Here is a 25,035-nt window from a genome sequence, read left to right as displayed (position 1 = left end):
AATGTTTCTTAATTGGGGACAGACCCCTTTAAGAAATTTTAGGTGAGGCGGAGCGGGAGGGAGCGCAGGCGCTGGCCGGTGAGGTTGAAGATGGCGTTGGCGACGGCCGGGGCTACTGGCGGCACCGCCGGCTCGCCCACTCCTTCGGGCGGTTCGGCGCTCAGCACTACCACCGTTTCCACATGCGGCGCCTGGTTCATCCTGAGCACCGGGTAGTCGCCGAAATTGCTCTGCTGGACTTTGCCGTCCTTGATCGTGATCTCGCCCCCCAGCGCGGCGGACAGCCCGAAAATCACCGAGGATTCGATCTGCTGCGCCACAATGTTCGGGTTGACCACCAGCCCGCAGTCGATCGCGCACACCACCTTGTGCACCCTGATCTCCTTGGCCTCTACCGATACCTCCGCCACCTGCGCCACAATCGTGCCGAAGGATTCGTGGAGCGCCACGCCGTGCGCCCGGCCCTTGCCCGGCTTGCCCGCGCGCGCGATGGCAGAATTGAGCACCGTGAGGTGGCGCGGATGGCGCAGCAGCATGCTGCGGCGGAAGGCCACCGGGTCCCGGTTGGCGGCATGCGCCAGCTCGTCGATGAAGCTCTCCTTGAAGAAGGCGTTGTGCGAGTGGCCGACCGAGCGCCAGTTCCCGAGGGGCACCGCGCTCTCCACCGCCACATGCGATATGCGCTGGTTGGGGATTTCGTAGGGCATGTCGTACAGGCCTTCGGCCGTGGTCTTGTCCGGCCCCGCCGCGGGCATGCCGAGGTTGCGGCGCATGAATTGCGGCGTGAGCGCGCCGCTGGCCGCGCGGTTGTCCCAGTAGAGGATATTGCCTGCCACGTCCAGCGAGGCCGTGAAGCGCGCCAGCGCCGCCGGCCGGTAGACGTCGTGCGTCATGTCGTCTTCGCGCGTCCAGATCACCTGCACGGGCCGCCCCTGGCATTCGCGGGCGATGGCCACAGCCTGCGCCACCATGTCCACCTCCAGGCGTCGGCCGAAGCCGCCGCCCAGCAGGCATTCGTGCAGTTCGACGTGCTCCGCCTTCACACCGCCGACCTTCGCCGCCGTGTCGATGGCCATGCTGGGCACCTGCGTGCCAAGCCACAGCCTTACCTTGCCGTCCTTGACCTGGGCCGTGCAGTTGACCGGCTCCATGGTGGCGTGCGCGAGGAATGGCGCCCGGTATTCGGCAGTAATGGGCATGGCGCCCTTGCTGGCCTCTTCCACGTCGCCCACTTGGTGGAAGGCGTGGCCGTCGTCGCCATCGAGCGCCTCGGCGAACTCGCTGAAGATGCTGTCCGTGGAAAGGTTCCAGTGCTCGCCCGGCTCCCAGCGGATAGGCAGGGCCGCCGCGGCCTGTTTCGCCTGCCAGTAGCTGCGCGCCACGACCGCGACGCCGCCGCGCGCCCCCGTCTGGCCTTCCAGGGCATTGGTGAAGTCGATCACGCTCAGCACACCCGGCATGTCCAGGATCTCGCTGGGGTTTATGCCTGCAATGGTCCCGCCGAACATGGGCGCCATGCGCAAAGCGGCGTACACCATGCCTTCCGGCCGCGCATCGATGCCGAATTGCGCGCTGCCATTGGACTTGGCGGCCGAATCAAGCCGGTGGACGCCTTTGCCGATCAGGCGGAAGGCATGCGGTTCCTTCAGCTTGACCTCGTGCGGCGATGCTGCCGCAGCCATGACGGCAAAGCTGCCGTAACTGGCGCGGCGCTGGCTGATGTCGTGGAACAGATAGCCGTCCTCGGTGCGCACCTGCTCGGGCGGCACCTTCCATTCGCGCGCCGCCACCGTCACCAGCAGCGCGCGCGCCGTGGCCCCGGCCTCGCGCATTGGCATCCAGGCGTCCTTCACACTGGAAGAGCCGCCCGTGAGCACGATGCCCAGTTCGCGGGCGACCTTGCCGAGCATGTGCTGGGCCATCGGCTTCAGGCGGCCGTCGTCGTCCGGATGGAAAGGAAGGCTTTCGCGCATCACGGCGAGGTTGGCGTAGATCTTGTCATTCGGCGCCTGCAGCACGCGCACCGAGGACAGGGGCACATCCAGCTCCTCGGCCACGAGCATGGCCAGGGCCGTGTGCACGCCCTGCCCCATCTCGGCGCGCGGAATCACCACGCCCACCGTATTGTCCGGGGCGATGGTGATCCAGCCGTTCAGCGCCACTTCGCCTTCCGCCAGCGGCAACGGCGCCCCCGCCCGCATGCGCTGGCGTGGCGGCAGCAGGCCCCAGCCCACGATGAGCGAGCCTGCGACAGCAGCCCCACTGAGCAGGAAACGGCGGCGTGATAGTGGCGGAAGCTTCATTCTCGTTCTCTCTTACGGCAGCCAGCGTTGCAGCAGGTCTTCCGGCATCACGGGACGGCTGTAGAAATAGCCCTGCGCCTGGTTGCAGCCGTGGCGCAGCAGGAAGGCCGCCTGTTCGTCCGTTTCCACGCCTTCCGCAATCACCGACAGGTTCATGCTCTTGCCAAGCTGGATGATGGCGATGGCGATGGCTTCATCGTTTACGTCCGTCGAAATGTCCTTGATGAAGGAGCGGTCGATCTTCAGCGTCTGCACCGGCATCTGCTTCAGGTAAGCCAGCGAGGAATAGCCGGTGCCGAAATCGTCGATGGCCAGGCTGACGCCGATGGCGTGCAGGTCGTTGATGAAGGCCAGCGCGTCGCCAGTATTCATGATGACCGATTCGGTGACCTCGAGCTGCAGGCGGTGCGGAGCCAGCCCGGTTTCGCGCAGAATGTCCGCCACCATGCTCACGATGCTGCCGCGGTCGAACTGCTTGGCCGAGAGGTTCACCGCCATCTTCGGCACATCCAGTCCTGCTTCGCTCCAGCGCACCATCTGGCGGCAGGCTTCGGACAGCACCCATTTGCCCAGCTGATTGATGAAGCCCGTGTCTTCGGCCAGCGGAATGAAGCGGATCGGCGGCACCAGCCCCAGTTCGGGATGGTTCCAGCGCACCAGCGCCTCCACGCCGATCAGGCGGCCCGTGCCGATCTCCACCTGCGGCTGATAGTTCAGGAAGATCTCTTCCTTCTCGATGGAGCGGCGCAGGAAGGTTTCGAGGCGCAGGCGCTCCACGCCCTCGCCGGTCATCGAGGGCGCATAGAAGCGGTAGCCGTTGCGGCCGCGCGCCTTGGCCTGGTACATGGCCACGTCCGCATTCCGGATCAGCATATTGAGGTCGGTGGCGTCGGCCGGGAACAGGCTCACGCCCACGCTGCAGGTCACGAACAGCTCGTGGCCCGCCACCATGAAGGGCTGCTCGAACATGGCCACCAGCTTCTCCGCCACCTGGCCCACGCCGTATTCGCCGTCCACGTCTTCCAGCAGCACGATGAATTCGTCGCCGCCCAGGCGCGCCAGCGTATCGCCGTCGCGCAGCTTGCTGGAGAGCGCACTGGCCACCTGCTGCAGCAGCTCGTCGCCGATATGGTGGCCCAGCGTGTCGTTCACGTTCTTGAAGCGGTCAAGGTCGATGAAGAGCACCGCAAGCTGCTCGTTCGCGCGCGACGAACGCTGGATGGCGTGGTGCAGGCGGTCGTGGAACAGCAGGCGGTTGGGCAGCGCCGTGAGCGGGTCGTGGTGGGCCAGGTGGTCCAGCTTCTCCTGCGATTCCTTGACCTTCGTGATGTCGCTGAAAACGCCCACGTAGTGCGTCGTCATGCCCGACTGGTCGCGCACGGCCGTCATCGTGAGCCATTCGAGATACTGCTCGCCGCTCTTGCGCAGGGACCAGACCTCGCCGCGCCAATAGCCCGTAGTGACCAGCTGCTCCCACAGCGCTTCGTGGAAGGCATTGTCGTGGCGCTCGGAGCGCGTGAGCGAGCGGTCCCTGCCCAGCGCCTCGGCCTCGGTATAGCCCGTTATCTGCGTGAAGGCCGGATTGACGGCGACGATGATGCCCCGGTCGTCCACCACCATCACGCCGTCCGCGATGTGCTGCAGCACGGTGGCGGAGAGGCGCAGCTTCTCCTCGGCCTCCTTGCGCGCCGTGATATCGGCATAGACCCAGATGCTGCCTTCGTTCGGCCGGTGCTGGTCCAGGGCGCAGCCGCTCACCATGCACCAGAACAGCGAACCGTCGCGGCGCCGGTAGTGGCGCTCCTCGCTGAAGTATTCCCCGCTGCCGAGCGTGGGATATTGGCGCGCGCCCGCCATCTCGAAGTCGAACATGTTGGGGAAGACGATGGAGGTGGAATTGCCCACCATTTCGCCCGGCGCATAGCCGAACAGCTCCTCGCAGCGGCGGTTGACTGAAACGATGGTCCGGCGCCGCACGAACATCACGCCGAACATCACGTTGTCCAGAATGGCGCTCTGCTCGGCCAGCAGGGCCTCGATGCGCATCTCGTTGTTCTTGCGCTCGCTGATGTCGGTGATGATGCCGTCCACCAGCGGACCTTGCGCGTCCACCTGCGGCTGGCCGTTCTCCTGCAGCCAGCGTTCGACGCCGGTGGCATCCACGATGCGGTATTCGATCTCGTAGGCGCGTCCGGCCTGGATGGCTTCGGAGATGTCGCGCCGGTGCTTGCGCCGGTCTTCCGGGCAAACGAGATTGGCCCAGGAGTGCGTGGTGCTGCGCATGAAGGCCTTGGCGGGATAGCCCGAGATATCCGCGATGGCATCGCTGACGAATTCGATGGGGCCATCCGGCCGGTAGCGGAACACGGCGCCCGGCACCTGGGTCACGATGGTGCGGAAGCGCTCCTCGCGCTGGCGCACGTCCTCGAACAGGCGCTTGATCGCCACGCGCATCTGCTCCAGCTGGCTGGCCAGGCGGCCCAATTCATCGTGCCCGCGCAACTCCATGCGGGTTTCGAAATCGCCATGCGAAAGGCGGTCGGAGAAGCGGTTAAGCTTGCGCAGGGGGCGGATCAGGCGCTTGTTCAGGAACAGCACGATCAGCAGCAGCGACACCGTGAGCTGCGCGGCAAGCACGAAGACGTAGGACAGCTGCTTCTCGCGCAGCTCCTGCTGGCTGCGCGCGTCGTCCATCTCCACCATGACGCGCCCAATATGCTCGCCGCGCACCAGCACATCGCGCTCGGCGCGGTACACATTGCCGATGGGCCGCTTGGGCGCTTCGATATGAATGAACTGGGTATCGGCCTGGCCCGTGATCTGCACCTGCAGCACGGAGCGGTCGCGCATCACCGATTCCACGAGCGACTGGGCCGATTCGGCGTTCATGTTCCAGAGGGATTCCTGCATGCCGAGGGCAAGGATGTCGGCATTGCGCTGGAGGGACTCGTTCAGGGCCGTGCGCGCGGACTGCTGCTCGTGCACGCCGATCAGCAGATAGGAGCCGACGATGGCCGGAATCACCAGCCCGCCGAACACCACCAGCAGCAGAGCGCCGTAGATCGACAGGCCGTAAAGCGCCGCGAGGCGGGCGCGCAGAGTGCGGAAAAAAGAATCAGCCATGCAAAAACGGCAACGGCACTGCCTGTTTCAGATCGGGCATATCTCGCTCGAAGGATTATCTCTGCTGCAATTATGCACGGAAACGCCCCACAAAAGTCATTTCCCAGAGGGGCGCGGGCAGATGCGCGACAAACTTGCTATGATCACCAGTCTTTTCATAGCAGGAGGGTTCGAAATGTCGTTTTCCATGTACACCGCCTCGGTGCCCGTCTTCAAGCAGATGCTGAACAGCCTCATGGCCATCCTGGTCAAGGCCGAAGCCCATATCGAGGAAAAGAAGCTCGATCCGAACAGCCTGCTCCAATTCCGCCTCTACCCGGACATGCTGCCCTTCGTGCGCCAAGTGCAGATCGCGGCCGACTTCGCCAAAGGCGCGGGTGCCCGCCTGGCGGGCCAGGAAGTGCCGTCCTATGAGGACAGCGAGAAGACCTTCCCGGAACTGCGCCTGCGCGTCGTGAAGACCCTGGCGCTGCTGGACAGCCTGCCGAAGTCCGACATCGAAGGCAGCGAAGACCGCGCCATCACCACCGGCAGCGGCGACAAGACCCGCCACTTCGTGGGCAAGGACTACCTGCTGCACTACGCCCTGCCCCACTTCTACTTCCACTGCACCACCGCCTACGCCATTCTGCGCCACAACGGCATCGAGATCGGCAAGAAGGACTACATCGGCACCTACTGAAACATTTCTTAAAGGGGACAGACCCCTTTAGGAAAGTTTCTTAAAGGGGTCTGTCCCCTTTAAGAAATTTCAGGTGTTGCGGCGGGGGTAGCCTTGGGAGAGGATGCGCTGCCACACCACTTCTTTCTGCTCGGGCGTCATCGAGACCCAGTGGGCGACTTCGATGTAGCTGCGTCCGCAGCCGCGGCAGATTTCGTCGAAGGTGGTCGAGCACACGGCCACGCAGGGCGTGTCGGGACGCTCGGGAAGCTTGTCGTCGGCCATTATTTACCTTGCAGCCCCAGCTTGTCCCAGCCTTCGTGGCCGAGCTTCTCCATCGTTTCGATGTTCTTTTCGAAGATCTGCTCGGCCTCGGGGAAGGCCTCCACCGCCCGGTCCACGCTCGCTTCGCGCAGCAGGTGCAGGATGGGGAACGGCGAACGGTTGGTGTAGTTCGTAATGTCGTCCGGCGCCGTGCCGGCGAACTGGTACTGCGGATGGAAGCTGGCCACCTGGAGCTCGCCGTCCAGCTGCATGTCTTCCAGGGCCGCGTCGGCCACGTCCAGGAACTCGTTGTAGTCCTCGAAATCGTTCAGCACCCAGGGGTGGATCAGCAGGGTGGTGTCGATCTTTTCCGGGTCGCTGTCCGCCAGATGCTGGAGCTCGTCCATGAGCTGTTCCAGCAGGGCTTCGGGGGTGGTGGCGTCCGACACCACATAGCGGATCTGCTGCTTGATGTGGACGGCCTTGGCGAAGGGGCACAGGTTGAGCCCGATGACCGCCTTCTCCAGCCACTGGATGGTCGCCGCCTTCACGGCGTCATGGTCGAGATCGTCATTGCTCATGCTGCTTCCTTCCAAATCACTGAATCCGGCATTGTACGCACACTCTCAGCACTATGCCATCTGTCGCCAATATCGGCGATTTTGCAGGCATCAAACGATGATCTTCCGGCATTATTGTCAAAGTTTTTTGTAACCCGGCCGTCATTTTTCTTGACGTGTCAGCCTGATCCTACGTACACTTCCCCTTTAATAGTCCGTCCGACGTTTCACGACGACACCATGGAGTACTATGCAAGCTCAGATCAAGACCCTGACCCTGCTGGCAGCCCTCATCGCCAGCGCGGCCCCGGCGATCAGCCAGGCAGTGGAAACATCCGCTCTTCCAGCTTCCGCCCCCGTCACCACCAGCCCCAAAGCAGGCGAAGAAGCCTTCCGTGAGACCGACGTCTGGAACCGTATCCGCACCGGCTACGCCATCCCCGACCTGAACAATTCGCTGGTGCAGAAGCACATCAGCTGGTACGCCGACCGTCCCGACTATATCGCCCGCACCACGGCGCGCGCCTCCCAGTACCTGTATCACATCGTGAGCGAGCTGGAAAAGCGCAATATGCCGACCGAGCTGGCCCTGCTGCCCTTCATCGAGTCCGCCTTCAATCCCACCGCCGTGTCCAGCGCCAACGCGGGCGGCATGTGGCAGTTCATGCCCGGCACCGGCCGCGATTTCAACCTGAAGCAGAACGCCTTCAAGGACGACCGCCGTTCCATCCTGGCTTCGACCGATGCCGCCCTGACCTATCTGCAGCGCCTGTACGACATGTTCGGCGACTGGCAGCTGGCCCTGGCCGCCTATAACTGGGGCGAAGGCTCGGTGCAGAAAGCCATCAAGCGCAACCAGGCCGCTGGCAAGCCGACCAATTTCGAGAGCCTCGCCGAGCTGATGCCCGCCGAGACCCGCAACTACGTGCCCAAGCTGCAGGCCGTGAAGAATATCGTGGCGAATCCGGGCCAGTTCGGCCTGTCCCTGCCGCAGATCCAGAACCAGCCCTACTTCACCGCCGTGGACAAGACCAGCGATATCGACCTGGCCGTGGCCGCCCAGCTGGCCGAGCTGTCCATCGACGAGTTCAAGGCCCTGAACCCGCAGTTCAAGCGCCCCGTCATCACGGGCGGCGAGCAGACCCAGATCCTGCTGCCGAAGGAGAACGCGGAGAAGTTCAACCTGAACCTGGCCCAGTGGGGCCGCGCCCTGTCCAGCTGGACCACGCACAAGATCAGCAGCACCAAGGAAAGCATCGCTTCCCTCGCTTCCCGGTTCCGCACCACGCCGGAGGTGATCCGCCAGGCCAACAACCTGCCCCAGCGCAGCATCCTGAAGGCCGGTTCCACCATCCTGGTGCCCAAGATCTCGGCCAGCGCCGCCGATATTCCTGCCGACATCGCCGACAACGCCACCATCGCCGTCGAGGAACGCAGCGAGAAGCGCAGCAACTACAAACAGGCCAAGGCCGGCAGCAGCAAGGCCAAGGCGCCGATCTCCCTGGTCAAGGCCCGCGTGTCGCGCGCCGACGCCGGCAAATCCAAATCCCGCCGCAGCAGCAACTGATAGACCGAATCCGCCGCAACCTGCCGAGCTTGCAGTTGCGGCGGCATCAAGCTACCATTTCGGTCTTGCGCTGAGTCGTACATTTATTACAACAACAAGCTGCATGGTCGCTGGCGGAACGCTGGCAGGGGCAGCAGCAGGCAACTGGAGTTAACATGGCTTTCTTGCAAGGCAAAAAAATCCTGATCACGGGCTTACTGTCCAACCGTTCCATCGCCTACGGCATCGCCCAGGCCTGCCAGCGCGAAGGCGCCGAACTGGCCTTCACCTATGTGGGCGAACGCTTCAAGGACCGCATCACCGAGTTCGCCGCCGAATTCGGCAGCAAGCTGGTGTTCGATTGCGACGTGTCGAGCGACGAGCAGATCGAAGCGCTGTTCCGCGACCTGGGCAAGGAGTGGGACCATCTGGACGGCCTGGTGCACGCCATCGGCTTTGCGCCGCGCGAAGCCATCGCCGGCGAGTTCCTGGACGGCCTGACCCGCGAAAACTACCGCATCGCCCACGACATTTCGGCCTACAGCTTCCCGGCCATGGCCAAGGCCGCGCTGCCGCTGCTGCGCGAAGGCTCCTCGCTGCTTACCCTGTCCTACCTGGGTGCGGTGCGCGCCATCCCCTACTACAACACCATGGGCCTGGCGAAAGCTTCGCTGGAAGCCTCCGTGCGCTACCTGGCCGAGAACCTGGGCCAGAAGGGTATCCGATCCAACGGCATTTCCGCTGGTCCGATCAAGACCCTGGCCGCCAGCGGCATCAAGGACTTCGGCAAGCTGCTCGGCTTCGCCGCCGGCCACGCGCCGCTGCGCCGCAACGTCACCATCGAGGAAGTGGGCAATACCGCCGCCTTCCTGCTGTCGGACCTGTCCTCCGGCATCACCGGCGACATCATCTATGTCGACGGCGGTTTCTCGCACGTGATGGGCCTGAACGCGAGCGATTACCAGTAAGCCGCAAGCGCCTCACCGAAAGCCCGGCCGCGCCGGGCTTTTTTGTTGTTTCGGCCAAGAAAAGTATTTCCATTTGTTCATCTGCCAGAGCAAAAATTGCTATAGTCTTGCCTACAGAAAAAAGATAAGCCCAAGGCCCTGGAAGTGAACCGCGATCCCTCGCTGGAGCGCCTGATATCGCCCGACCGGGCCGATGTCCTGCCCTCCGTTAACCATCCCCCCAAGCGTTTGTTCCTCGCGGGCGCCCTGCTGCTCGGCGTACTGGGAGCGGCGTGGTTCGGGCTGGGCGTGATCGATACGCGCATCAAGGGCCGCTGCATTCTCCTCAACCCGGAAGGCATCGACCAGCTCAGCACACTGGTGGACGGGCGCGTGCAGGGCCTGTCCATCCGCAGCGGGGATATCGTATCGGCGGACCAGCTGCTGGCCACCATGACGAAGCCGGAATTCGAAGCCCGGCTGGCGAAGGCCGAGGCGAGAATCCTGGAGCTGCGCCAGCGGCGCGACACGGCGGCCGCGCTCATCGAACGCAGCGCCACACTGGGACGGGGCGGCGCGGCCCGCGAACATGCCACGCTGGCGGAACGCCTGCGCATCCTTGGCGAACGCCAGCAGCTGGCGAAGCAGCGTGTGGCGGCACAGGAAACCCTGTTCGCGCAAGGCCTGGCGACGCGCCAGAGCATGCTGGCCGCGCAGGACGCGCAGCAGAAGCTCGCCATCGAGGAAGCGTCCCTGAACAGCCGCATGCGCCAGCTCAGTTTCCAGGCGCAGGAGGAGCAGCGCGGCCTCACCATGGAATCGAGCCAGCTCGCCCTTCATGTCGAGGAGGCGGAACGCGAACTGGCCATGCTGCGCAAGCAGGAACGGGAACTGATGCAGGTGCGGGCGCCCTATCCCGGCACCGTCATCGAAGTGAAAACGCGCAATGGCCAGGCACTTCCCGCCGGCGGCGCCGTGGCCACCATCGAACGGGCGGGCGGCAGCGCAACTGCGCCGCTGCAGGCCCTCGTATTCGTCAGCGCTGCGGAAGGCAAGCTGCTGCAGCCCGGCCTTCAGGCCGAAATCACGCCCACCAACGTGAAGCGCCAGGAGTTCGGCTTTATCCGCGCCCATATCGGCGAGGTCTCCGCCTTCCCGGCCAGCCGCGCCGCCATTATCCAGCGCCTCGGCAATCCGGACGTGGTGCAGGAGCTTGCCGGCACGGGCGTGAGCACACAGGTGCAGGCCACGCTCCTGCGCAGGCCGGACGGTTTCTATCAATGGTCCGGCGCCGCGCGCCTGCCGCCGCCCGTGCACAGCGGCTCCATGTGCAGCGCCGAAGTGGTGGTGCGCGAGCAGCATCCCTATGAGCTGCTGTGGCCCTTCATGAAGAAACTGGCGGGGATCAGCTGATGGCCTTCTTCAAGCCCCGGCTCAAACCCGGCGTGGTGCGCACGCCCACCGTGCTCCAGATGGAATCGCTGGAATGCGGCGCCGCCGCGCTGGGCATCGTGCTCGCCTATCACGGCCGCTACGAGCCGCTGGAACAGCTGCGCGTGCGCTGCGGCGTGGGCCGGGACGGCGCAAAGGTCAGCAACCTGCTGCACGCCGCCCGCAGCTTCGGCCTGGAAGCGGGCGCCTGGAGTACGGAAGCAAGCGAGCTGCCGAAACTGAAGGCGCCGTTCATGGTGTTCTGGAACTTCAACCACTTCGTGGTGGTGGAGGGCTTTGCCGACGGCATGGTCTACCTGAACGATCCTGCCAGCGGAAGGCGCACCGTGGCGCAGGCCGATTTCGCCGCCGCCTTCACCGGCGTGGTGCTGACCTTTGCCCGCACGCCGGAATTCCAGTCAGGCGGCGCCACCGGCAGCCTGCTCAAGACCATGCTGACCCGCATCACGAGCGACCGCCCTGCCCTGGCTTTCGCGGCGCTGGCTGGCCTCTTCCTCGTCATCCCGGGTATGGTGATACCGGTCTTCACGCGCCTCTTCGTGGACCGCATCCTCATCGACGGCCAGATGGGCTGGTTCCTCCCCATCCTGCTCGGGCTTCTGCTCAGCACCCTGCTCGAAGCGGGCCTCGCCTGGCTGCAGGGCTCGCACCTGCTGCGCCTTCAGTACAAGCTGGCCCTGTCGGCCACAGGCCGCTATTTCTGGCATATCCTGCACCTGCCGGTGCTCTATTTCGCGCAGCGCGCGCCGGGCGAGATCGCCTCGCGCCTCAGCCTCAATGAATCCGTGGCGAAGGTGGTGTCGGGCGACCTGGCGCGGGCCCTGATCAATGGCGGCCTCGCCTTCTTCTTCGTGGCCGTGATGCTCACCTATGACGTGCTCCTCACCAGCATCAGCGTGGCGGTGGTTGCGATCAGCATGGGCGCCTTCCATTTCGCGGCGCGGCGCACGCAGGAGCTGTCGGTGAGCTACGCGATAGCGGACGGCCGCCTGCGCGGCAACGCTTCGAACGGCATCGCCATGCTGGAAACCCTGCAGGCCTCGGCCGACGACAGCCACTTCTACACGAAATACATGGCCCAGCACGCGCTCGTGGTCAGCGCCAACCAGCGCATGGAAACGAGCAGCGCCCAGTACAGCCAGGTGCCAGCCTTCCTCATGATGTTCAACACCACGCTGATCCTGGTGATCGGCGGCTTCCGCGTGATGGACGGCTTCCTCACCATCGGCATGCTCATCGCCTACCAGGGCCTCGTAAGCAATTTCGCGCGCCCGATGTCGGACCTGTTCAACGTGCTGGAAAAGGTGCAGCGCCTGCGCGGCGACCTGCAAAGGCTGGACGACGTGCTGAACTCCGCGCCGGACCCGCTCACGGAACATCCAGTTCCCGCGCGGCCAGACCTGTCGCAGAAGCTCTCCGGCGCCCTTTCGCTGCACGGTCTGCGCTTCGCCTACAGCCCGCAGGACAAGCCACTCTTCGACCAGCTGGACATGCAGGTACTGGCAGGCGAGCGCATTGGCATCGTTGGCGCATCCGGCGCGGGCAAGTCCTCGCTGGCGCGCCTGATCGCGGGCATGTACGCGCCTGACGCTGGCGAAATCCGTTTCGACGGCGTGGCGCGCGCAGACCATCCGCGTGAACTCATCGCCAGCTCGGTCGCCCATGTGGACCAGGACATCCAGTTCTTCGAAGGAACCATCCGCGAGAACCTCACCCTGTGGGACCGCAGCCTCGATGAGGCGCAAATGGTCGCCGCAGCGCGCGATGCCCTGATCCACGACTTCATCATGGGCCTGCCCCAAGGCTACGACACGCGCATGGACGAAAACGGCCGCAACCTCTCCGGCGGCCAGCGCCAGCGCCTGGAGATCGCGCGCGCCCTCACGCTCAACCCGCGCATTCTCCTGCTCGACGAAGCCACCAGCTCCCTCGATGCCGCATCCGAGGCGCGCATCCTGGACAACTGCCGCCGCCGCGGCTGCACCGTGCTGCTGGCGACGCACCGCCGCTTCGTGCTGCGCTCCTGCGACCGCGTGATGGTGCTGGAGGCAGGCCACGTCGCCGAAGAAGGTCTGTTCGACACGCTCTACGCGCAGCCGGACAGCATTTGCCGCAGCGTGCTGGAGGACGCATGAAGCGCGACTCCCTGAGCCACAATCCGCTGCCGCGCCTGGCCGCGCCGCTGGAAACGCCACGCCTGCTGCAGGCGGGCAGCCTGAGTCTCTTCCTGCATCTGCCGCAAGGCACGGCGCGCGGCCTGCTGCCGCTCGGCGAGATTGCTGCTCCGGCGCTGATTCCGGCGCTGGCGTCCGTCACCATCGGCACGCTGGTTCACCAGCCAGTGTCCTTCCCCTCCATCGACGCGCGCACGGCGGATATCGCGCTGGACGACGTAGCGTTGGACGCATGGCTGAACAGCGCCGCCGCCGTCGCGGCCTGCTGGCCCGTGCCGCCGGGTGGCCAGCAGGTGGACGCGCCTATCGAACGCGGGGTCTGCACCGCCTTGGCGGGCCAGCGCATTGCCAGCGGCGCCCTCGTGCTGTTGCGCATCATTGAAGGGGCGCTGCAGGTCGAAGGCCTGGAACATGGCCAGCTGCTCGGTCCCGGTGCGCTGCTTGCCGCACCGCGGGAGGTCGTCTTCCGCGTACATGACGATGTCACCTTGCAGGTGTTCCGCTTCGGCGAGGCGGAACCGGAGGTGCGCCTCGCCTGCCTTGAGAAGCTCTGGCAGCTTTCCTTCCATTCGGCATGGGACCGCTCGCTCCAGGAGCAGGCGCTGGAAGAACAGCGCCTTGGCAATGCGCGCGAACGCGAGCAGCAGGACCTCGACCGGGGCATCGGCGACCTCGCAGGTTTGGTGGAAGGGGACGCCGACTGGATCGAGCCCCTCACCAGCGTTCCGCCTCCCCTGCTGGCCGTCGCAGCTCATCTTGGCGCTGCGCTCGGCGTGGAATTCAAGAAGAACGCCCGCGCTGGCCGCAGCAATGCCGATACGGCTGCCGAACTGGCTGAACTGAATGGCCTGCGCACCCGCCAGGTGCTGCTTGGCGCCCGCTGGTGGCAGTCCGACAGCGGCCCGCTGCTCGCCTTCACGGCGGACGGCGACCAGCCGCTCGCGCTCATCCCGCAGCGCTGGAAGCGCGGCTACGTGGCAGTGGAGGCGAGCGGCGCACGCTTCGAGGTCACATCCGCCACCGCAGCGGGCATCAAGCCCTATGCCCATGTTTTCTACCGTCCGCTGCCCGCGAAGCCGCTGACGGAGATCGATCTGCTGCGCTTCGGCTTGCGCGGCTATGGCAAGGAAATGGCGGCAGTTGTGGCGCTGGCGGGTGTGGTGGGCGCCCTCGGGCTGGTGGTCCCGCTGGCCAGTGCGCGGGTGATGGACACCATCATCCCTTCCGCCCAGCCGCGCCTTCTGCTGCAGATGGGCCTTGCCCTGCTCTGCGTAACGAGCACCATCGCCCTGTTCTCGCTGGTGCGCTCGCTCATGGTGCTGCGCATCCAGGACAAGATGGACATGGCCATCCAGGCCGCCGTGTGGGACCGCCTGCTGCGCATGCCCGCCAGCTTCCACCGGCGCTATTCGGTGGCCAACCTGGAATCGCGGGTGCGCGCCTGCCAGAAGATCATCCGCATCCTTTCGGCGCGCACGGTCGCCAATATCTTCGCGGGCGCCTTCTCGGCGCTGAACTTCCTGGTGCTCTTCTGGTTCAGCGTCACGCTCTCTCTGCTGGCGCTCGGCCTCGTTGCGCTGGCGGCGGCAGCGGTCACATGGTTCCGCCGCCGTTCGGTACGCATCGCCATCGAAGCGCCAGATCCGCCGCGCAAGCTCTCTACCCTGGTGCTGCAGCTGATCCAGGGTGTGGGCAAGCTGCGCGCCGCTGGCGCGGAAAGCCGCGCGTTCTCGCAATGGAGCCGCGAGCACGCTCTGGGTGAAGTGCCAAATGTGGGACAGGGATCGCTGCGCGTGGCGGAACGCGTTTTCTTCCGGGCCCTGGACCATTTCGCGGTGCTGCTGCTGTTCGCCGTGGCGGGGCTCATGATGACGGGCAGCCGCGACCATCTGTCGGCGGGCGAATTCGTTGGTTTCTTCGCCGCCTTCGGCGGCGTCTTCCACGGCGTGCTGGTGCTGTGCGAAACGCTGATCGACATTGTGGCGGTGTCGGGCGCCTACGTGAAGGCGCGGCCCATCCTCGATACCGTACCGGAACCGGAACAGGGCAAGACGCGTCCCGGACCGCTCAGCGGCCAGATCGAGGTGAACCACCTGAGCTTCGCCTATTTCAAGGGTCCCCCGGTGCTGCATGAAGTGAGCTTCAGCGCGCGGCCCGGCGACTTCGTCGCCATTGTGGGCGCCTCGGGCTCGGGCAAGTCCACCCTGATGCGCCTCATGCTCGGTTTCGAGAAGCCTGGCGGCGGCTCGATCCTCTATGACGACAAGGAACTGGCCGAACTCCAGCTGCGCGCCCTGCGCCGCCAGTTCGGCGTGGTGCTGCAGGATACGCGGCTGCTGGCAGGCGATATCCTCAGCAACATCGTGGGCGACAGCGGCGCCACGCTGGAACAGGCCTGGGCGGCTGCCGAAGGCGCGGCGGTGGCGGAGGACATCCGCGCCCTGCCGATGGGCATGTACACCGTGATCGGCGACGGCCCCAGCACACTTTCAGCGGGCCAGCGCCAGCGCATCCTCATCGCACGCGCACTCGTTCGCAAACCAGCGGTGCTGTTCATGGACGAGGCGACCAGCATGCTGGACGGCCCGTCGCAAGCGCGCGTCATGGCCAATCTCTCGCGCCTGCGCGTCACCCGGGTCGTGATCGCGCACCGCCTGTCCACGCTGGCGGGGGCGGACAGGATTCTGGTACTCGAAAACGGCCGTGTGGCCGAACATGGAAACTATGCCGAACTGATGGCCAGGCGGGGGTTGTTCCACGCCATGGCGAGCGAACAGTCGCAACATCGGCACGGCGAGCAGGAGCAGCAAGATGCGTAAGGTTCTATTCATTCTCAGCGAACTGCGGGACGAGGACGTGGACTGGATCGCCAGCCACGGCGAGCGCCGCGCCTACCCGGCGGGCACCGAGCTTATTCCCTACGACAGCCGCGTGGACAGCGTCTACTTCGTGATCGATGGCAGCTTCGCCGTCCTCACGGGCAAGGGCGACGTGATCGTGGAGCTGGGCAGCGGAGAGATCATTGGCGAAATGTCGCTGGTCGATCCTGCCCGCACCACGGCCATCGTGCGCGCCGGCGAAGGCGCTGTGGCCTTGCGCCTGCCGCACGCCGTGCTGCGCGAAAAGCTGGCGCAGGACGCGCCCTTCGCCGCCCGCTTCTACCGCGCCCTCTCGGTCTTCATGTCCGACCGCATCCGCCACACCACCCGCCGTTTCGGCTACGGCGGCGGCGCGCCAGACCCGGACGCACCGCAGATGAGCGAGATCAACGAGGAACTGGTGGACAAGATCCACCTCGCAGGCGCGCGCTTCGACCGCATGCTCAAGCGCCTGGCCAGCTGACATGCAGCGCAGCCTCTTCACCCTCCTGCTGGCCGCATCGCCCGCGCTGTGGGCGCAGGACCTGCTCCTGCGCGACGCCGTGGCCCTGGCCCTGGCGCGCAGCCCGGATATCAGCCTTCAGCGCTCCACCCAGCAGGCTGCCGAAGGCGTGGCGCGCAGCAGCAATGCGCCCTTCGACCTCGTGCAGACGGCCGCACTGGGCGGCACGCGTGACGAACGTCCCCTGCGTGCCGATGAGCGGGCCCGCTACCTGAGCGCGGGTCCGGACCAGCTGATCGACGGCTCCACCACTTCGCTGGGCGCCTCGCGCCAGTTCGCCAACGGCCTGCAGCTGAGCGGGCTCTATGCGGTCACGCGCGCGGACGACAACGTGCAGGGCGCCCAGAACATTCCGCGCCAGACCAGCGACCGCCTGACTTTCACGCTGCGCGTTCCGCTGCAGAAGAATCCCGGCAAGGACGCAGCCGCCGCACGCAATGCCGCAACGCTGGATGCCGCCGCTGCCGCGCGTGAAACCGAGCAGGCCGTGGCGCGCACGGTACTGGCCGTGGTGCAGGCTTACTGGGACTGGGCTGCGCGGCAGTCCGCCGCCGATGTGGCGGCGGCGGCCGAGACGCGTACCCGCCAGCTGCGGCGCGAAACGGAAAAGCTGGTGGAGGCGGACGAACTGCCGCCCGCGGACCTGAACCTGCTGACCGCGGCGGTGACCGAGCGCGAAGCGGCCCGCATCGGCGCCGAACAGCGCGCCCGCGACGGACGCTTCGCCCTCGCCCGCCTCTACGGCATGGACGCGGGCGAAACGGCGGCTCTTGCGCCGCCGGCCCAGCGCCTGCCCGAACATGCGGGCAGCGACAGCATGGCGGCACTGGGCGCGCAGGCCCTCCAGCGCCGTGCCGATGTTGCGGCGCTGCGCCTGCGCGAGGAAGCCATGGACACCCGCCTGAAGGCCGCCCGCAACAGCGACAAGCCGGCCCTGGACCTCGATGTCTCCGCCTACTACGCGGGCCTGCGCGAAGGCGCCCGCACGGCGGCAGCAGCCTTCGACCCCACCTCCCGCCACAGCGGTCCGGGCATTGCAGCCAAGCTTTCGCTGCAATGGCCGGTGCAGAACTCCGCCAACAGCGGCGCCCTCCAGGTTGCGGCAGCCAATGCGGACAGCGCCCGCCTGCGCCGCGTCACGCTGGAGCAGTCGGTCACGGCAAGCATGGAATCTGCCTACCAGGCCTATAACGCCTACGCCGCCCAGCTGCGGGCATCCGAGCTCACCATCGCCCGCTACCGCGCCGCCCTTCAGGACACGAGCACCCGCCGCCAGCTTGGCAGCGCCACGCTGATCGATGTGCTGAATGTGGAGGACCGCCTGAACAACGCGCTGCTCGCCCGCCTGCAGTTCCAGCAGGGCTACGCCACGGCGCGGGCCCAGATCCTTTACGAAACCGGCCGCCTTCTGCGCACAGGCCCGGATGGAACGCTGAGTGTCGCGCTGGACGAGCTGCTCCCTTAAGTCTTGTTGCCGCTCACGGTGCTGCGGAAGATCGGCAGCACGAGCGAAATGGGCCGCTCGTGGTGCACGAGAATCTCGCCCCGGCACAACGCTCCGCTCGTAACCGGCACGCCGCTGCCGGCAACCGCAGACCAGAGATAGGGATTGCGCGCCGCCGCCCCGGCAGCGGCATTGCGCTCCAGGCCGATGCGCACCTCGTAGCTCGCCGTGCCGTGCGCCAGCTCGCGCATCAGCTCCGGATTGGTGATCGTATTCAGCAGGCCTTGCGGCGTGGCCGGATAGGCGGAGGTGGAGAGCACCTGAGCGCGCAGCACGCCATGCTCCTCGCGCCGCGCGTGCGTGGGCAGCAGCTCCACCTTGTCCTGGGCCGAAATCTTCTTGCCGTCGGCCGCGGACACGAACATCACTGCTTCCAGCTGGTCGCCGCCATCCAGCGCTTCCACGCTGAGCACAGGCGTGTCGCGCTTCACGGCGCCATTGAGGGCTGTCTTCACTTCCACCACACGGCCCGCCACCGCGCTGCGCAGCCGCGTCACCGACTGGCCCTGCGCTTCAAGCGCCGCCAGCTCGCGCTGCGCCTCGGCCTTCTGCTGGTCGATGCGCGCCAGGCTGCCACCGCTGCTGCGGGCGAAATCGGCGGCGCGCTTGTCCACGGCGGCCAGCTGGCGTTCGGTGTCGGCCAGCACGGCGCGCGCCTCTTCCAGGTCGAGGGGCGTCTGGGCGGCGGCGCGCTTGGTGATCAGCCCCTCGCTGCGCAGGCGCTGGTCCAGCTCCATCTGCTGTTCCAGCAGGCGGATGCGCTTGCGGTCGGCCTCCGCGCGCAGGGACAGCGCGCTGCGCTGCTCGGCGAGGCTCTCCGAGCTCAATCGGCCGCTGCGCTGCAGCTCGCCGTGCGTCAGGCGCGCCGAGGCTTCCAGGTCGGCCAGCCGGTTGCGCGCCTGCTGGATACGGTCGAACAGTTCCGGCGTGGCCACCACGGCCAGCTCCTGCCCCGCCGCGATCACGTCGCCCGGCTGCACCAGCATGGACGTTACCCGGCCTTCCATATCCGCCGTCACGTCGCTCACCCCGCGCGGATTCATGATGATGCAGCTGCCCGCAACCCGGGTGGGAATGTCGCCAAACACGCTCCACACGATCACGACGCCGATTACGATGCCCAGGCCAAGCAGGTTGGCCCAGGCGCGCCAGCTCACGCGCGCCACGTGCTGGTCGAAGCTGCGCAGCGCGTTGGGCAGGCGGCCGGTGGTAGTTTCCTCTTTCATCACATAATTATGCCCTGCACAACATGCCCCTGAATACGGTTGCGTTCTTTATTTGTGCAGGAATGCCCGAAATGCGGTATAGTGTCGCTTGTGCGCTGCAACAAGCAGTCACTTACACAGACAAGCAGCTTCGCTAGCCTTCGCGCATCCCCAGTGGATGGCGCTTATAAAAAGCCCCCCCGCCTCAGGTGTCGTTACAGGACACCGTCCCGGCGCAAAGCTTTTGTGCCGAAATTTCTATTCTCAGTGTCTAGAGCCGTTTCGTTTGGTTGACGTTGTCTGCGTTTATTTGCATGATTTTTACGAAAGATTCGAATGAGTTTTGAAGCACTAGGCCTCCACCCGTCCATCCTGAAAGCGCTGACCGACGCCGGCTACACCAAGCCCACGCCCGTGCAGGAGCAGGCCGTTCCGGCCGCCATTCAGGGCAAGGACCTGCTGGTGTCCTCGCAAACCGGTTCCGGCAAGACCGCGGCCTTCATGCTGCCGTCCCTGCACCGCCTCGCCGACCAGGAGCCTTCCGGCGGCCGCACGCCGAACCAGGAACGCCAGGCTGCGCAAGCGCGCGGCGAGCGTCCACGTTTCCGTCCAGCCCAGCCCAAGATGCTGGTGCTGACCCCGACCCGCGAACTGGCTTTGCAGGTCACCACCAACACCGACAAGTACGCTGTCAACCTGCGCCGCATGAAGGCCGTGTCCATCCTGGGCGGCATGCCTTATCCGAAGCAGATGCAGCTGCTGTCGCGCAATCCTGAAATCCTGGTGGCGACGCCGGGCCGCCTGATCGACCATATGGAATCGGGCAAGATCGACTTCTCGCAGCTCCAGATCCTGGTGCTGGACGAAGCGGACCGCATGCTGGACATGGGCTTCATCGACGATATCGAGAAGATCGTGGCCGCCACGCCGGAGTCGCGCCAGACCATGCTGTTCTCGGCCACCCTGGACGGCGTGGTGGGCAATATGGCCCGCCGCATCACCAAGGACCCGCTGACCATCCAGATCGCCAGCACCACCGCCAAGCACGAGAACATTCAGCAGCGCGTGCACTTCGTGGACGACCTGTCGCACAAGAACCGCCTGCTGGACCACCTGCTGCGCGACGAAACGCTGGACCAGGCCGTGGTGTTCACCGCCACCAAGCGCGACGCGGACACCATTGCCGACCGCCTGAACATCGCCGGTTTCTCGGCCGCCGCGCTGCATGGCGACATGCATCAGGGCGCCCGCAACCGCACGCTGGACGGCCTGCGCCGCGGTAACGTGAAAGTGCTGGTCGCCACCGACGTGGCCGCGCGCGGCATCGACGTGCCGAACATCACCCACGTGTTCAACTACGACCTGCCGAAGTTCCCAGAGGACTACGTGCACCGCATCGGCCGTACCGGCCGTGCAGGCCGCAACGGCCTGGCGATCTCGCTGGTGAACCACTCCGAAGGCATGCACGTGCGCCGCATCGAACGCTTCACCAAGCAGACCATTCCGGTCAATGTGGTGGAAGGCTTCGAGCCGAAGCGCAGCGCGCCTCCGCGCTCCGCCGCCCGTCCGGGCTGGAAGCCGGGCGACGGCCGCAAGCCGGGCCAGCGCTCCTTCGGCAAGCCGGGCGCACCGCGCGAAGGCGGCGCCCACTATCGCAGCGAAGGCGCTCCTTTCCGCACCGAAGGCCAGCGTGAAGGCGGCTACCGCAGCGAAGGCGGCTTCCGTTCCGAGGGCGGCTTCCGCAAGGAAGGCGGCTATCGCAGCGAAGGTGGTTTCCGCCGCGAAGGTGGCGGCTACAAGGGCAGCGCCCCCCGCACCGGCGATGCACCGCGCCGTCCATGGGGCGACCGCTGATCGCTGCTTCATCTGACTGAAACGTCCTGAAAGGCCGCCGGCTTACCCCGGCGGCCTTTTTTCATGGCCCGCACGAAGTGCGCTACCGTACAGAACACCCTGCCCTGCGGCGGCACACTGGTGCCATGAAAAAAGCCTTCCTGACACTCCTCTTCGCGAGCGCCTTCGCCCAGGCGCAGAATGGCGGCCTGCCGCCCGACCTCAAGGCCCAGGTCCTGCTGGACCGCGCCCATTTCTCGCCCGGCCAGATCGACGGCAGGTACGGCGGCAACATGAAACAGGCGCTGCTCGGCTTCCAGCGCGCCCGCGGCCTGCCCGCGACCGGCAAGGTGGACCAGGCCACGCTCGATGCGCTGGACGACGGCCAGCCCCTCCTGAGCAGCTACACGGTGACGGACGCCGACGTGGCAGGCCCCTACCAGCCCATTCCCGAGTCCATGGCGGACAAGGCCAAACTGAGCGCCCTCACCTACTCCAGCGTCGAAGAAGCCCTCGGCGAACGCTTCCACGCCAGCCCCGCGCTGCTGAAGAAGCTCAATCCCGGCAAGGACTTTTCGCGCGCGGGCGAGCAGCTCATGGTGCCCAATGTGGCCGCCTCCGCTCCGCTGCTGCCCGCCGCGAAGCTGGTGGTGGACCGCTCCGACCACGTGCTCATGCTGCTCGATGCAGGCGGCAAGACCATCGCCCAGTTCCCGGCCAGCACGGGCAGCGAGCACGATCCCCTGCCCGTGGGCGAATGGAAGATCAACGGCGTTGGCCGCAATCCGGATTTCAATTACAACCCCAAGCTGTTCTGGGACGCGCAGCCCGGCGAGGGCAAGGCCAGGATCCCGCCGGGGCCGAACAATCCCGTCGGCGTGGTCTGGATCGACCTGTCCAAGGACCACTACGGCATTCACGGCACGCCGGAGCCGGGGTCGATCGGCAAGACGCAATCGCATGGTTGCATCCGGCTGACGAACTGGGATGCGGCGCTGGTGGCGGACCAGGTCAAACCCGGTTTCCCCGCCATACTGCAGGAGTAGACCTTCAATCGGGAGGATTGCCATGAAATGGCTGATGACTTTAATGCTCGGCGTCGTGATCGGCGTCGTGGCGGCGGTTCTATATCTCGGACGCAGCGTGCCGGTGGATCGCCTGCCGGCCGCCACCACGCCGGCGGCCGCGCCGGTCGCGGCCTCGCCGCCGCCCGCGCAGCAGGTGCCGCTGCCCGCCAGCGCGCTGCCTGAAGTGCAGCCGCCCGCCCCCGTATCGCCGGAGGCCACCAGCGTTCCCGCCGAGGTCAAGGTCGCCACCCAGCCGCTGCTGATGCCCGTGGCAGGAGTGAGCGCGAAGGAGCTGACGGACACGTATAACCAGTCGCGCGGCACGGAGCGCAAGCATGAGGCGCTGGATATCCTGGCGCCGAAGGGAACGCCAGTGTTCGCGGTGGCGGATGGGAAGATCGTCAAACTCTTCAACAGCAAGCCGGGCGGGCTCACCGTCTACCAGTTCGACGTGGCGGAAAAATATTCCTACTACTATGCCCATCTGGACCGCTACGCGCCCAACCTGAAGGAAGGGCAGCCCATCAGGCGCGGCGAGATGATCGGCTACGTGGGCACCACAGGCAATGCCGATCCGGCTACGCCGCACCTGCACTTCGCCGTCTTCGAACTGGACGCGAAGAAGAACTGGTGGGAAGGCGCCCCCGTGAATCCCTATCCCCTGCTCACCGCACAGTAGTCACCAGTGCCGCACGCGGCCTGTGTCCATGTGCACGAACTTCGAATCGGGATAATAGCCCACGCCGCCCCGGTGCTGCGCCAGGGCCGCCTTGCGCAGGTCGTTCAGGTCATGGCCGGGAATGCGCACATCGATGGCCTTGCCCTCCAGGTGCAGGCTGTGCTTCGCCACCCCGCCGCTGGCCTCGGCCAGCTTTGCGTTGGTTTCCGGCGAACGGTAGCCCGAGATCACGTGGATCACATTATTGCTGCCGAATTGGGCGCTCACCTTGTTGAGCAGCACCAGCAGCTCTGGATCGATGGGCGCCACCGTGTTGCTGCGGTGGTCGCGCAGCAGGCGGTTGATGTCCTGCAGCGCCTCGGGAATGAACTGCCCTTCGGCCCAGAACATGGTGCGCAAGGTTTCGCCGGTGTGGGTGTTGTAGAAGCGCAGGCTGCGCTCGTGCGGAGCCGCCACGGAGGCCCGCGCCAGGGCTGGCATGCTCAAGGCAGAAGCCAGCGCCACCGAACTTTTGAGGAAAGATCTGCGTTGGTTCATGGGTGAATCATACCTGGGCAGAAAAATCCTTGTTTCTATGGCGCGCGGAAAGAAATTACCATATACTTGCGCACTCAAGCATTTATCACGGAGTAATCAATGGAAGATCAAGCACTCGAATTCTGCCTGCGGCTGGCGCGGGCCCAGGCCGCCGTGGTGCGCCGGCTGGATGCTGCCCTGGGCGGGCTGTTCGGCCTCAGTTTCAGCGACTTCATGCTGCTGCACCATCTGTCGCGCGCCCCCGGCGGCCGTCTGCGCCGTGTGGACCTGGCCGACCGCCAGGGCCTGACCGCCTCCGGCGTCACCCGCTCCCTGCTGCCGCTGGAGAAGATCGGCGTGGTGGCGCGCCGCTCGGACGAGCGCGATGCCCGCGTCGGCTATGCGGTGCTCACGCCTGCGGGCCACGACATGCTGGACAACGCCATTCCCGTGGCCCAGGAAGTATGCAGGGAGCTGCTGCGCAACGCGCCGCCCGAGCAGCTGGAAGCCATGTCGGCCATTCTGGGGAGCCTGGTATGAGCGCGCCGGACGGCAAGGCGGCCCTGCGCGCCAATCCCAACTTCCGCTGGCTGATGCGCGGCGGCCTGCTTTCCATGCTGGGCGACCAGTTCACCCTCATCGCCCTGCCCTGGCTGGTATTGAAACTGACGGGCGATCCGCTCTCGCTGGGCCTCGTTATCGCGCTGATGAGCATTCCCCGCGCTATCTTCATCCTGATCGGCGGCGCCCTCGTGGACCGCTACTCGCCGATGAGCGTCCTGATGCTGAGCAAGTACGCCAGCGCCGTGCTGCTCGGCCTTCTGGCCGCGCTCACCTTCAGCGGCCTGGCCACGCTGCCGCTGGTGTATCCGTTCGCCTTTGCCATCGGCCTGTCGCAGGCTTTCGCGATTCCCTCCGCCACCTCCATGGCGCCGCGCGCCCTGCCGCCGGAGCTGCTGCAGGCATCGAACAGCATGATGATGGGCATGCGCCAGCTCACCGTCCTGGCCGGCCCGCTGCTGGCGGCGCTGATGATCGCGCTGGCGGGCGGCGGAGACAGCGTACAGGACATGCGCGCCCTCGGCCTGGCCTTCGCCGTGGACTGCCTCAGTTTCATCGTCTCCGCATGGACGCTGTCGAACGTACACCCCCTGCCTGCCCCGCCGCGCGGGGAGGAGAAGGACGTGCTGCGCGCCGTCGGCGAAGGCATCGCCATGGTGTGGGGCGACACAGCCCTGCGCACCTGTTTCCTGTACTGGGGACTGGTCGCCTTCTTCATCGGCGGTGCGACCCAGGTGGCGCTTCCCGTGCTGGCCAAGGACACGCTGCACAGCGCCACAGCCTTCGGCATCCTGCTTGGTGCGCACGGAGCAGGTACGCTGTTCGGCATGGCAGCATCCGCCATGGGCCGCAAACTCACGCTGCCTTTCGGCGCCATGCTCCTGCTGGGCGACGCCTTCGTGGGCCTCGTGCTGATTCCGCTGGGGATGATCGAGACCACCTGGCAGGGTGTGCTCCTGCTGCTGGCCATGGGTCTGGTGGGCGGCTTCATGCAGATTGCCGTGTTCACGTGGATCCAGACCCGCGTACCGCCGCAAATGCTGGGCCGCGCCATGAGCCTGTTCATGTTCATCTTCATGGGTCTGGCCCCGCTGTCGGCCGCTGCCACGGGCTGGATTCTCCAGCACACGACGCTGGCGGGCCTGTTTGCAGGCAGCGGCGCAGTCCTGGTGCTGTTCGCAGCCCTGGCCTGGCTGTTCACGCCCATGCGGCGCATCCAGGCCGGGTAAAATGCCGTATCTCGACTGCGCGGAACGCAC

At 66.0% G+C, this 25,035-nt stretch carries 19 protein-coding genes; 13 read left to right on the top strand and 6 right to left on the bottom strand.

Features of this window, described 5'->3' with window-relative positions; translation table 11 throughout:
- Window positions 1-38: 38 nt before the first annotated feature.
- Window positions 39-2,303 carry a xanthine dehydrogenase family protein molybdopterin-binding subunit gene (locus LSQ66_RS06195; RefSeq protein WP_231768921.1) on the bottom strand — a complete coding sequence of 755 codons (2,265 nt, stop codon included), beginning with the start codon at window positions 2,301-2,303 and terminating at the stop codon, window positions 39-41.
- 12 nt (window positions 2,304-2,315) lie between these two features.
- A complete protein-coding gene (locus tag LSQ66_RS06190; protein ID WP_231768920.1) occupies window positions 2,316-5,426 on the bottom strand; it encodes an EAL domain-containing protein in 3,111 nt (1,036 codons plus the stop codon).
- Window positions 5,427-5,601: 175 nt separating this feature from the next.
- On the opposite strand from LSQ66_RS06190, the gene LSQ66_RS06185 reads away from it, so the two are divergent.
- Complete coding sequence (locus LSQ66_RS06185) at window positions 5,602-6,108, top strand: DUF1993 domain-containing protein (RefSeq protein ID WP_231768919.1); 507 nt, start codon at window positions 5,602-5,604, stop codon at window positions 6,106-6,108.
- A gap of 69 nt (window positions 6,109-6,177) precedes the next feature.
- Here the strand turns inward: LSQ66_RS06185 and LSQ66_RS06180 are convergent, their stop codons facing one another.
- Together LSQ66_RS06180 and LSQ66_RS06175 are read right to left on the bottom strand one after the other, a co-directional pair.
- Window positions 6,178-6,372: a DUF1289 domain-containing protein gene (locus LSQ66_RS06180; protein ID WP_231768918.1), complete on the bottom strand. Its 195-nt coding sequence runs from the start codon at window positions 6,370-6,372 to the stop codon at window positions 6,178-6,180.
- Window positions 6,372-6,932 carry a DUF1415 domain-containing protein gene (locus tag LSQ66_RS06175; protein ID WP_231768917.1) on the bottom strand — a complete coding sequence of 187 codons (561 nt, stop codon included), beginning with the start codon at window positions 6,930-6,932 and terminating at the stop codon, window positions 6,372-6,374. Before LSQ66_RS06175 ends, LSQ66_RS06180 begins: the two co-directional genes overlap by 1 nt.
- 229 nt (window positions 6,933-7,161) lie before the next feature.
- Between LSQ66_RS06175 and LSQ66_RS06170 the strand changes: the two genes are divergently transcribed.
- From LSQ66_RS06170 to LSQ66_RS06140, 7 genes are all read left to right on the top strand, one after another.
- Entirely contained in the window at window positions 7,162-8,478 is a 1,317-nt protein-coding gene (locus LSQ66_RS06170; RefSeq protein ID WP_231768916.1) for a transglycosylase SLT domain-containing protein, read from the top strand.
- 155 nt (window positions 8,479-8,633) lie between these two features.
- Entirely contained in the window at window positions 8,634-9,425 is a 792-nt protein-coding gene (gene fabI / locus LSQ66_RS06165; protein WP_231768915.1) for an enoyl-ACP reductase FabI, read from the top strand.
- Between the two features lie 144 nt (window positions 9,426-9,569).
- Complete coding sequence (locus tag LSQ66_RS06160; protein ID WP_231768914.1) at window positions 9,570-10,817, top strand: NHLP bacteriocin system secretion protein; 1,248 nt, start codon at window positions 9,570-9,572, stop codon at window positions 10,815-10,817.
- Window positions 10,817-12,991 (top strand): NHLP family bacteriocin export ABC transporter peptidase/permease/ATPase subunit, encoded by a 2,175-nt coding sequence (locus LSQ66_RS06155; protein ID WP_231768913.1) that lies wholly within the window; start codon window positions 10,817-10,819, stop codon window positions 12,989-12,991. The genes LSQ66_RS06160 and LSQ66_RS06155 overlap by 1 nt, the downstream gene beginning before the upstream one ends.
- On the top strand, window positions 12,988-15,849 hold the full coding sequence (locus LSQ66_RS06150) for an NHLP bacteriocin export ABC transporter permease/ATPase subunit (RefSeq protein ID WP_231768912.1): 2,862 nt from the start codon (window positions 12,988-12,990) through the stop codon (window positions 15,847-15,849). Before LSQ66_RS06155 ends, LSQ66_RS06150 begins: the two co-directional genes overlap by 4 nt.
- On the top strand, window positions 15,842-16,372 hold the full coding sequence (locus LSQ66_RS06145; RefSeq protein WP_231768911.1) for a cyclic nucleotide-binding domain-containing protein: 531 nt from the start codon (window positions 15,842-15,844) through the stop codon (window positions 16,370-16,372). Before LSQ66_RS06150 ends, LSQ66_RS06145 begins: the two co-directional genes overlap by 8 nt.
- 1 nt (window position 16,373) lies before the next feature.
- Entirely contained in the window at window positions 16,374-17,876 is a 1,503-nt protein-coding gene (locus tag LSQ66_RS06140) for a TolC family protein (protein ID WP_231768910.1), read from the top strand.
- On the opposite strand, the gene LSQ66_RS06135 is transcribed toward LSQ66_RS06140, so the two are convergent.
- Entirely contained in the window at window positions 17,873-19,141 is a 1,269-nt protein-coding gene (locus LSQ66_RS06135) for an NHLP bacteriocin system secretion protein (protein ID WP_231768909.1), read from the bottom strand. The genes LSQ66_RS06140 and LSQ66_RS06135 overlap by 4 nt on opposite strands.
- 315 nt (window positions 19,142-19,456) lie before the next feature.
- Here LSQ66_RS06135 and LSQ66_RS06130 point away from each other — a divergent pair, with 315 nt between their 5' ends.
- From LSQ66_RS06130 to LSQ66_RS06120, 3 genes are all read left to right on the top strand, one after another.
- Window positions 19,457-20,974 carry a DEAD/DEAH box helicase gene (locus tag LSQ66_RS06130; RefSeq protein ID WP_231768908.1) on the top strand — a complete coding sequence of 506 codons (1,518 nt, stop codon included), beginning with the start codon at window positions 19,457-19,459 and terminating at the stop codon, window positions 20,972-20,974.
- A gap of 125 nt (window positions 20,975-21,099) precedes the next feature.
- Window positions 21,100-21,999 carry a L,D-transpeptidase family protein gene (locus tag LSQ66_RS06125; protein WP_231768907.1) on the top strand — a complete coding sequence of 300 codons (900 nt, stop codon included), beginning with the start codon at window positions 21,100-21,102 and terminating at the stop codon, window positions 21,997-21,999.
- Window positions 22,000-22,033: 34 nt separating this feature from the next.
- Window positions 22,034-22,699, top strand: coding sequence for a M23 family metallopeptidase (locus LSQ66_RS06120; protein WP_231768906.1), 666 nt, complete (start codon window positions 22,034-22,036; stop codon window positions 22,697-22,699).
- Here LSQ66_RS06120 and LSQ66_RS06115 read toward each other — a convergent pair whose 3' ends face one another.
- Window positions 22,700-23,236, bottom strand: a complete 537-nt coding sequence (locus LSQ66_RS06115) for a YcbK family protein (protein WP_231768905.1) — start codon at window positions 23,234-23,236, stop codon at window positions 22,700-22,702. It lies immediately after the preceding gene.
- Between the two features lie 99 nt (window positions 23,237-23,335).
- On the opposite strand from LSQ66_RS06115, the gene LSQ66_RS06110 reads away from it, so the two are divergent.
- Entirely contained in the window at window positions 23,336-23,755 is a 420-nt protein-coding gene (locus LSQ66_RS06110) for a MarR family winged helix-turn-helix transcriptional regulator (protein WP_231768904.1), read from the top strand.
- Entirely contained in the window at window positions 23,752-25,005 is a 1,254-nt protein-coding gene (locus tag LSQ66_RS06105) for an MFS transporter (protein WP_231768903.1), read from the top strand. The genes LSQ66_RS06110 and LSQ66_RS06105 overlap by 4 nt, the downstream gene beginning before the upstream one ends.
- Window positions 25,006-25,035: the final 30 nt, after the last annotated feature.

Source organism: Massilia endophytica (assembly GCF_021165955.1).
Lineage (GTDB): Bacteria > Pseudomonadota > Gammaproteobacteria > Burkholderiales > Burkholderiaceae_D > Rugamonas > Rugamonas endophytica.
The sequence above is the reverse complement of the archived record's forward strand: the minus strand, read 5'-3'. Positions and strand labels throughout refer to the sequence as shown.

Coding starts and splice junctions, on each gene's coding strand:
- LSQ66_RS06195 (WP_231768921.1), bottom strand. CDS start 2,303: ATGAAGCTTCCGCCACTATCACGCCGCCGTTTCCTGCTCAGTGGGGCT.
- LSQ66_RS06185 (WP_231768919.1), top strand. CDS start 5,602: ATGTCGTTTTCCATGTACACCGCCTCGGTGCCCGTCTTCAAGCAGATG.
- LSQ66_RS06190 (WP_231768920.1), bottom strand. CDS start 5,426: ATGGCTGATTCTTTTTTCCGCACTCTGCGCGCCCGCCTCGCGGCGCTT.
- LSQ66_RS06105 (WP_231768903.1), top strand. CDS start 23,752: ATGAGCGCGCCGGACGGCAAGGCGGCCCTGCGCGCCAATCCCAACTTC.
- LSQ66_RS06130 (WP_231768908.1), top strand. CDS start 19,457: ATGAGTTTTGAAGCACTAGGCCTCCACCCGTCCATCCTGAAAGCGCTG.
- fabI (WP_231768915.1), top strand. CDS start 8,634: ATGGCTTTCTTGCAAGGCAAAAAAATCCTGATCACGGGCTTACTGTCC.
- LSQ66_RS06140 (WP_231768910.1), top strand. CDS start 16,374: ATGCAGCGCAGCCTCTTCACCCTCCTGCTGGCCGCATCGCCCGCGCTG.
- LSQ66_RS06135 (WP_231768909.1), bottom strand. CDS start 19,141: ATGAAAGAGGAAACTACCACCGGCCGCCTGCCCAACGCGCTGCGCAGC.
- LSQ66_RS06150 (WP_231768912.1), top strand. CDS start 12,988: ATGAAGCGCGACTCCCTGAGCCACAATCCGCTGCCGCGCCTGGCCGCG.
- LSQ66_RS06115 (WP_231768905.1), bottom strand. CDS start 23,236: ATGAACCAACGCAGATCTTTCCTCAAAAGTTCGGTGGCGCTGGCTTCT.
- LSQ66_RS06120 (WP_231768906.1), top strand. CDS start 22,034: ATGACTTTAATGCTCGGCGTCGTGATCGGCGTCGTGGCGGCGGTTCTA.
- LSQ66_RS06175 (WP_231768917.1), bottom strand. CDS start 6,932: ATGAGCAATGACGATCTCGACCATGACGCCGTGAAGGCGGCGACCATC.
- LSQ66_RS06155 (WP_231768913.1), top strand. CDS start 10,817: ATGGCCTTCTTCAAGCCCCGGCTCAAACCCGGCGTGGTGCGCACGCCC.
- LSQ66_RS06110 (WP_231768904.1), top strand. CDS start 23,336: ATGGAAGATCAAGCACTCGAATTCTGCCTGCGGCTGGCGCGGGCCCAG.
- LSQ66_RS06170 (WP_231768916.1), top strand. CDS start 7,162: ATGCAAGCTCAGATCAAGACCCTGACCCTGCTGGCAGCCCTCATCGCC.
- LSQ66_RS06180 (WP_231768918.1), bottom strand. CDS start 6,372: ATGGCCGACGACAAGCTTCCCGAGCGTCCCGACACGCCCTGCGTGGCC.
- LSQ66_RS06145 (WP_231768911.1), top strand. CDS start 15,842: ATGCGTAAGGTTCTATTCATTCTCAGCGAACTGCGGGACGAGGACGTG.
- LSQ66_RS06125 (WP_231768907.1), top strand. CDS start 21,100: ATGAAAAAAGCCTTCCTGACACTCCTCTTCGCGAGCGCCTTCGCCCAG.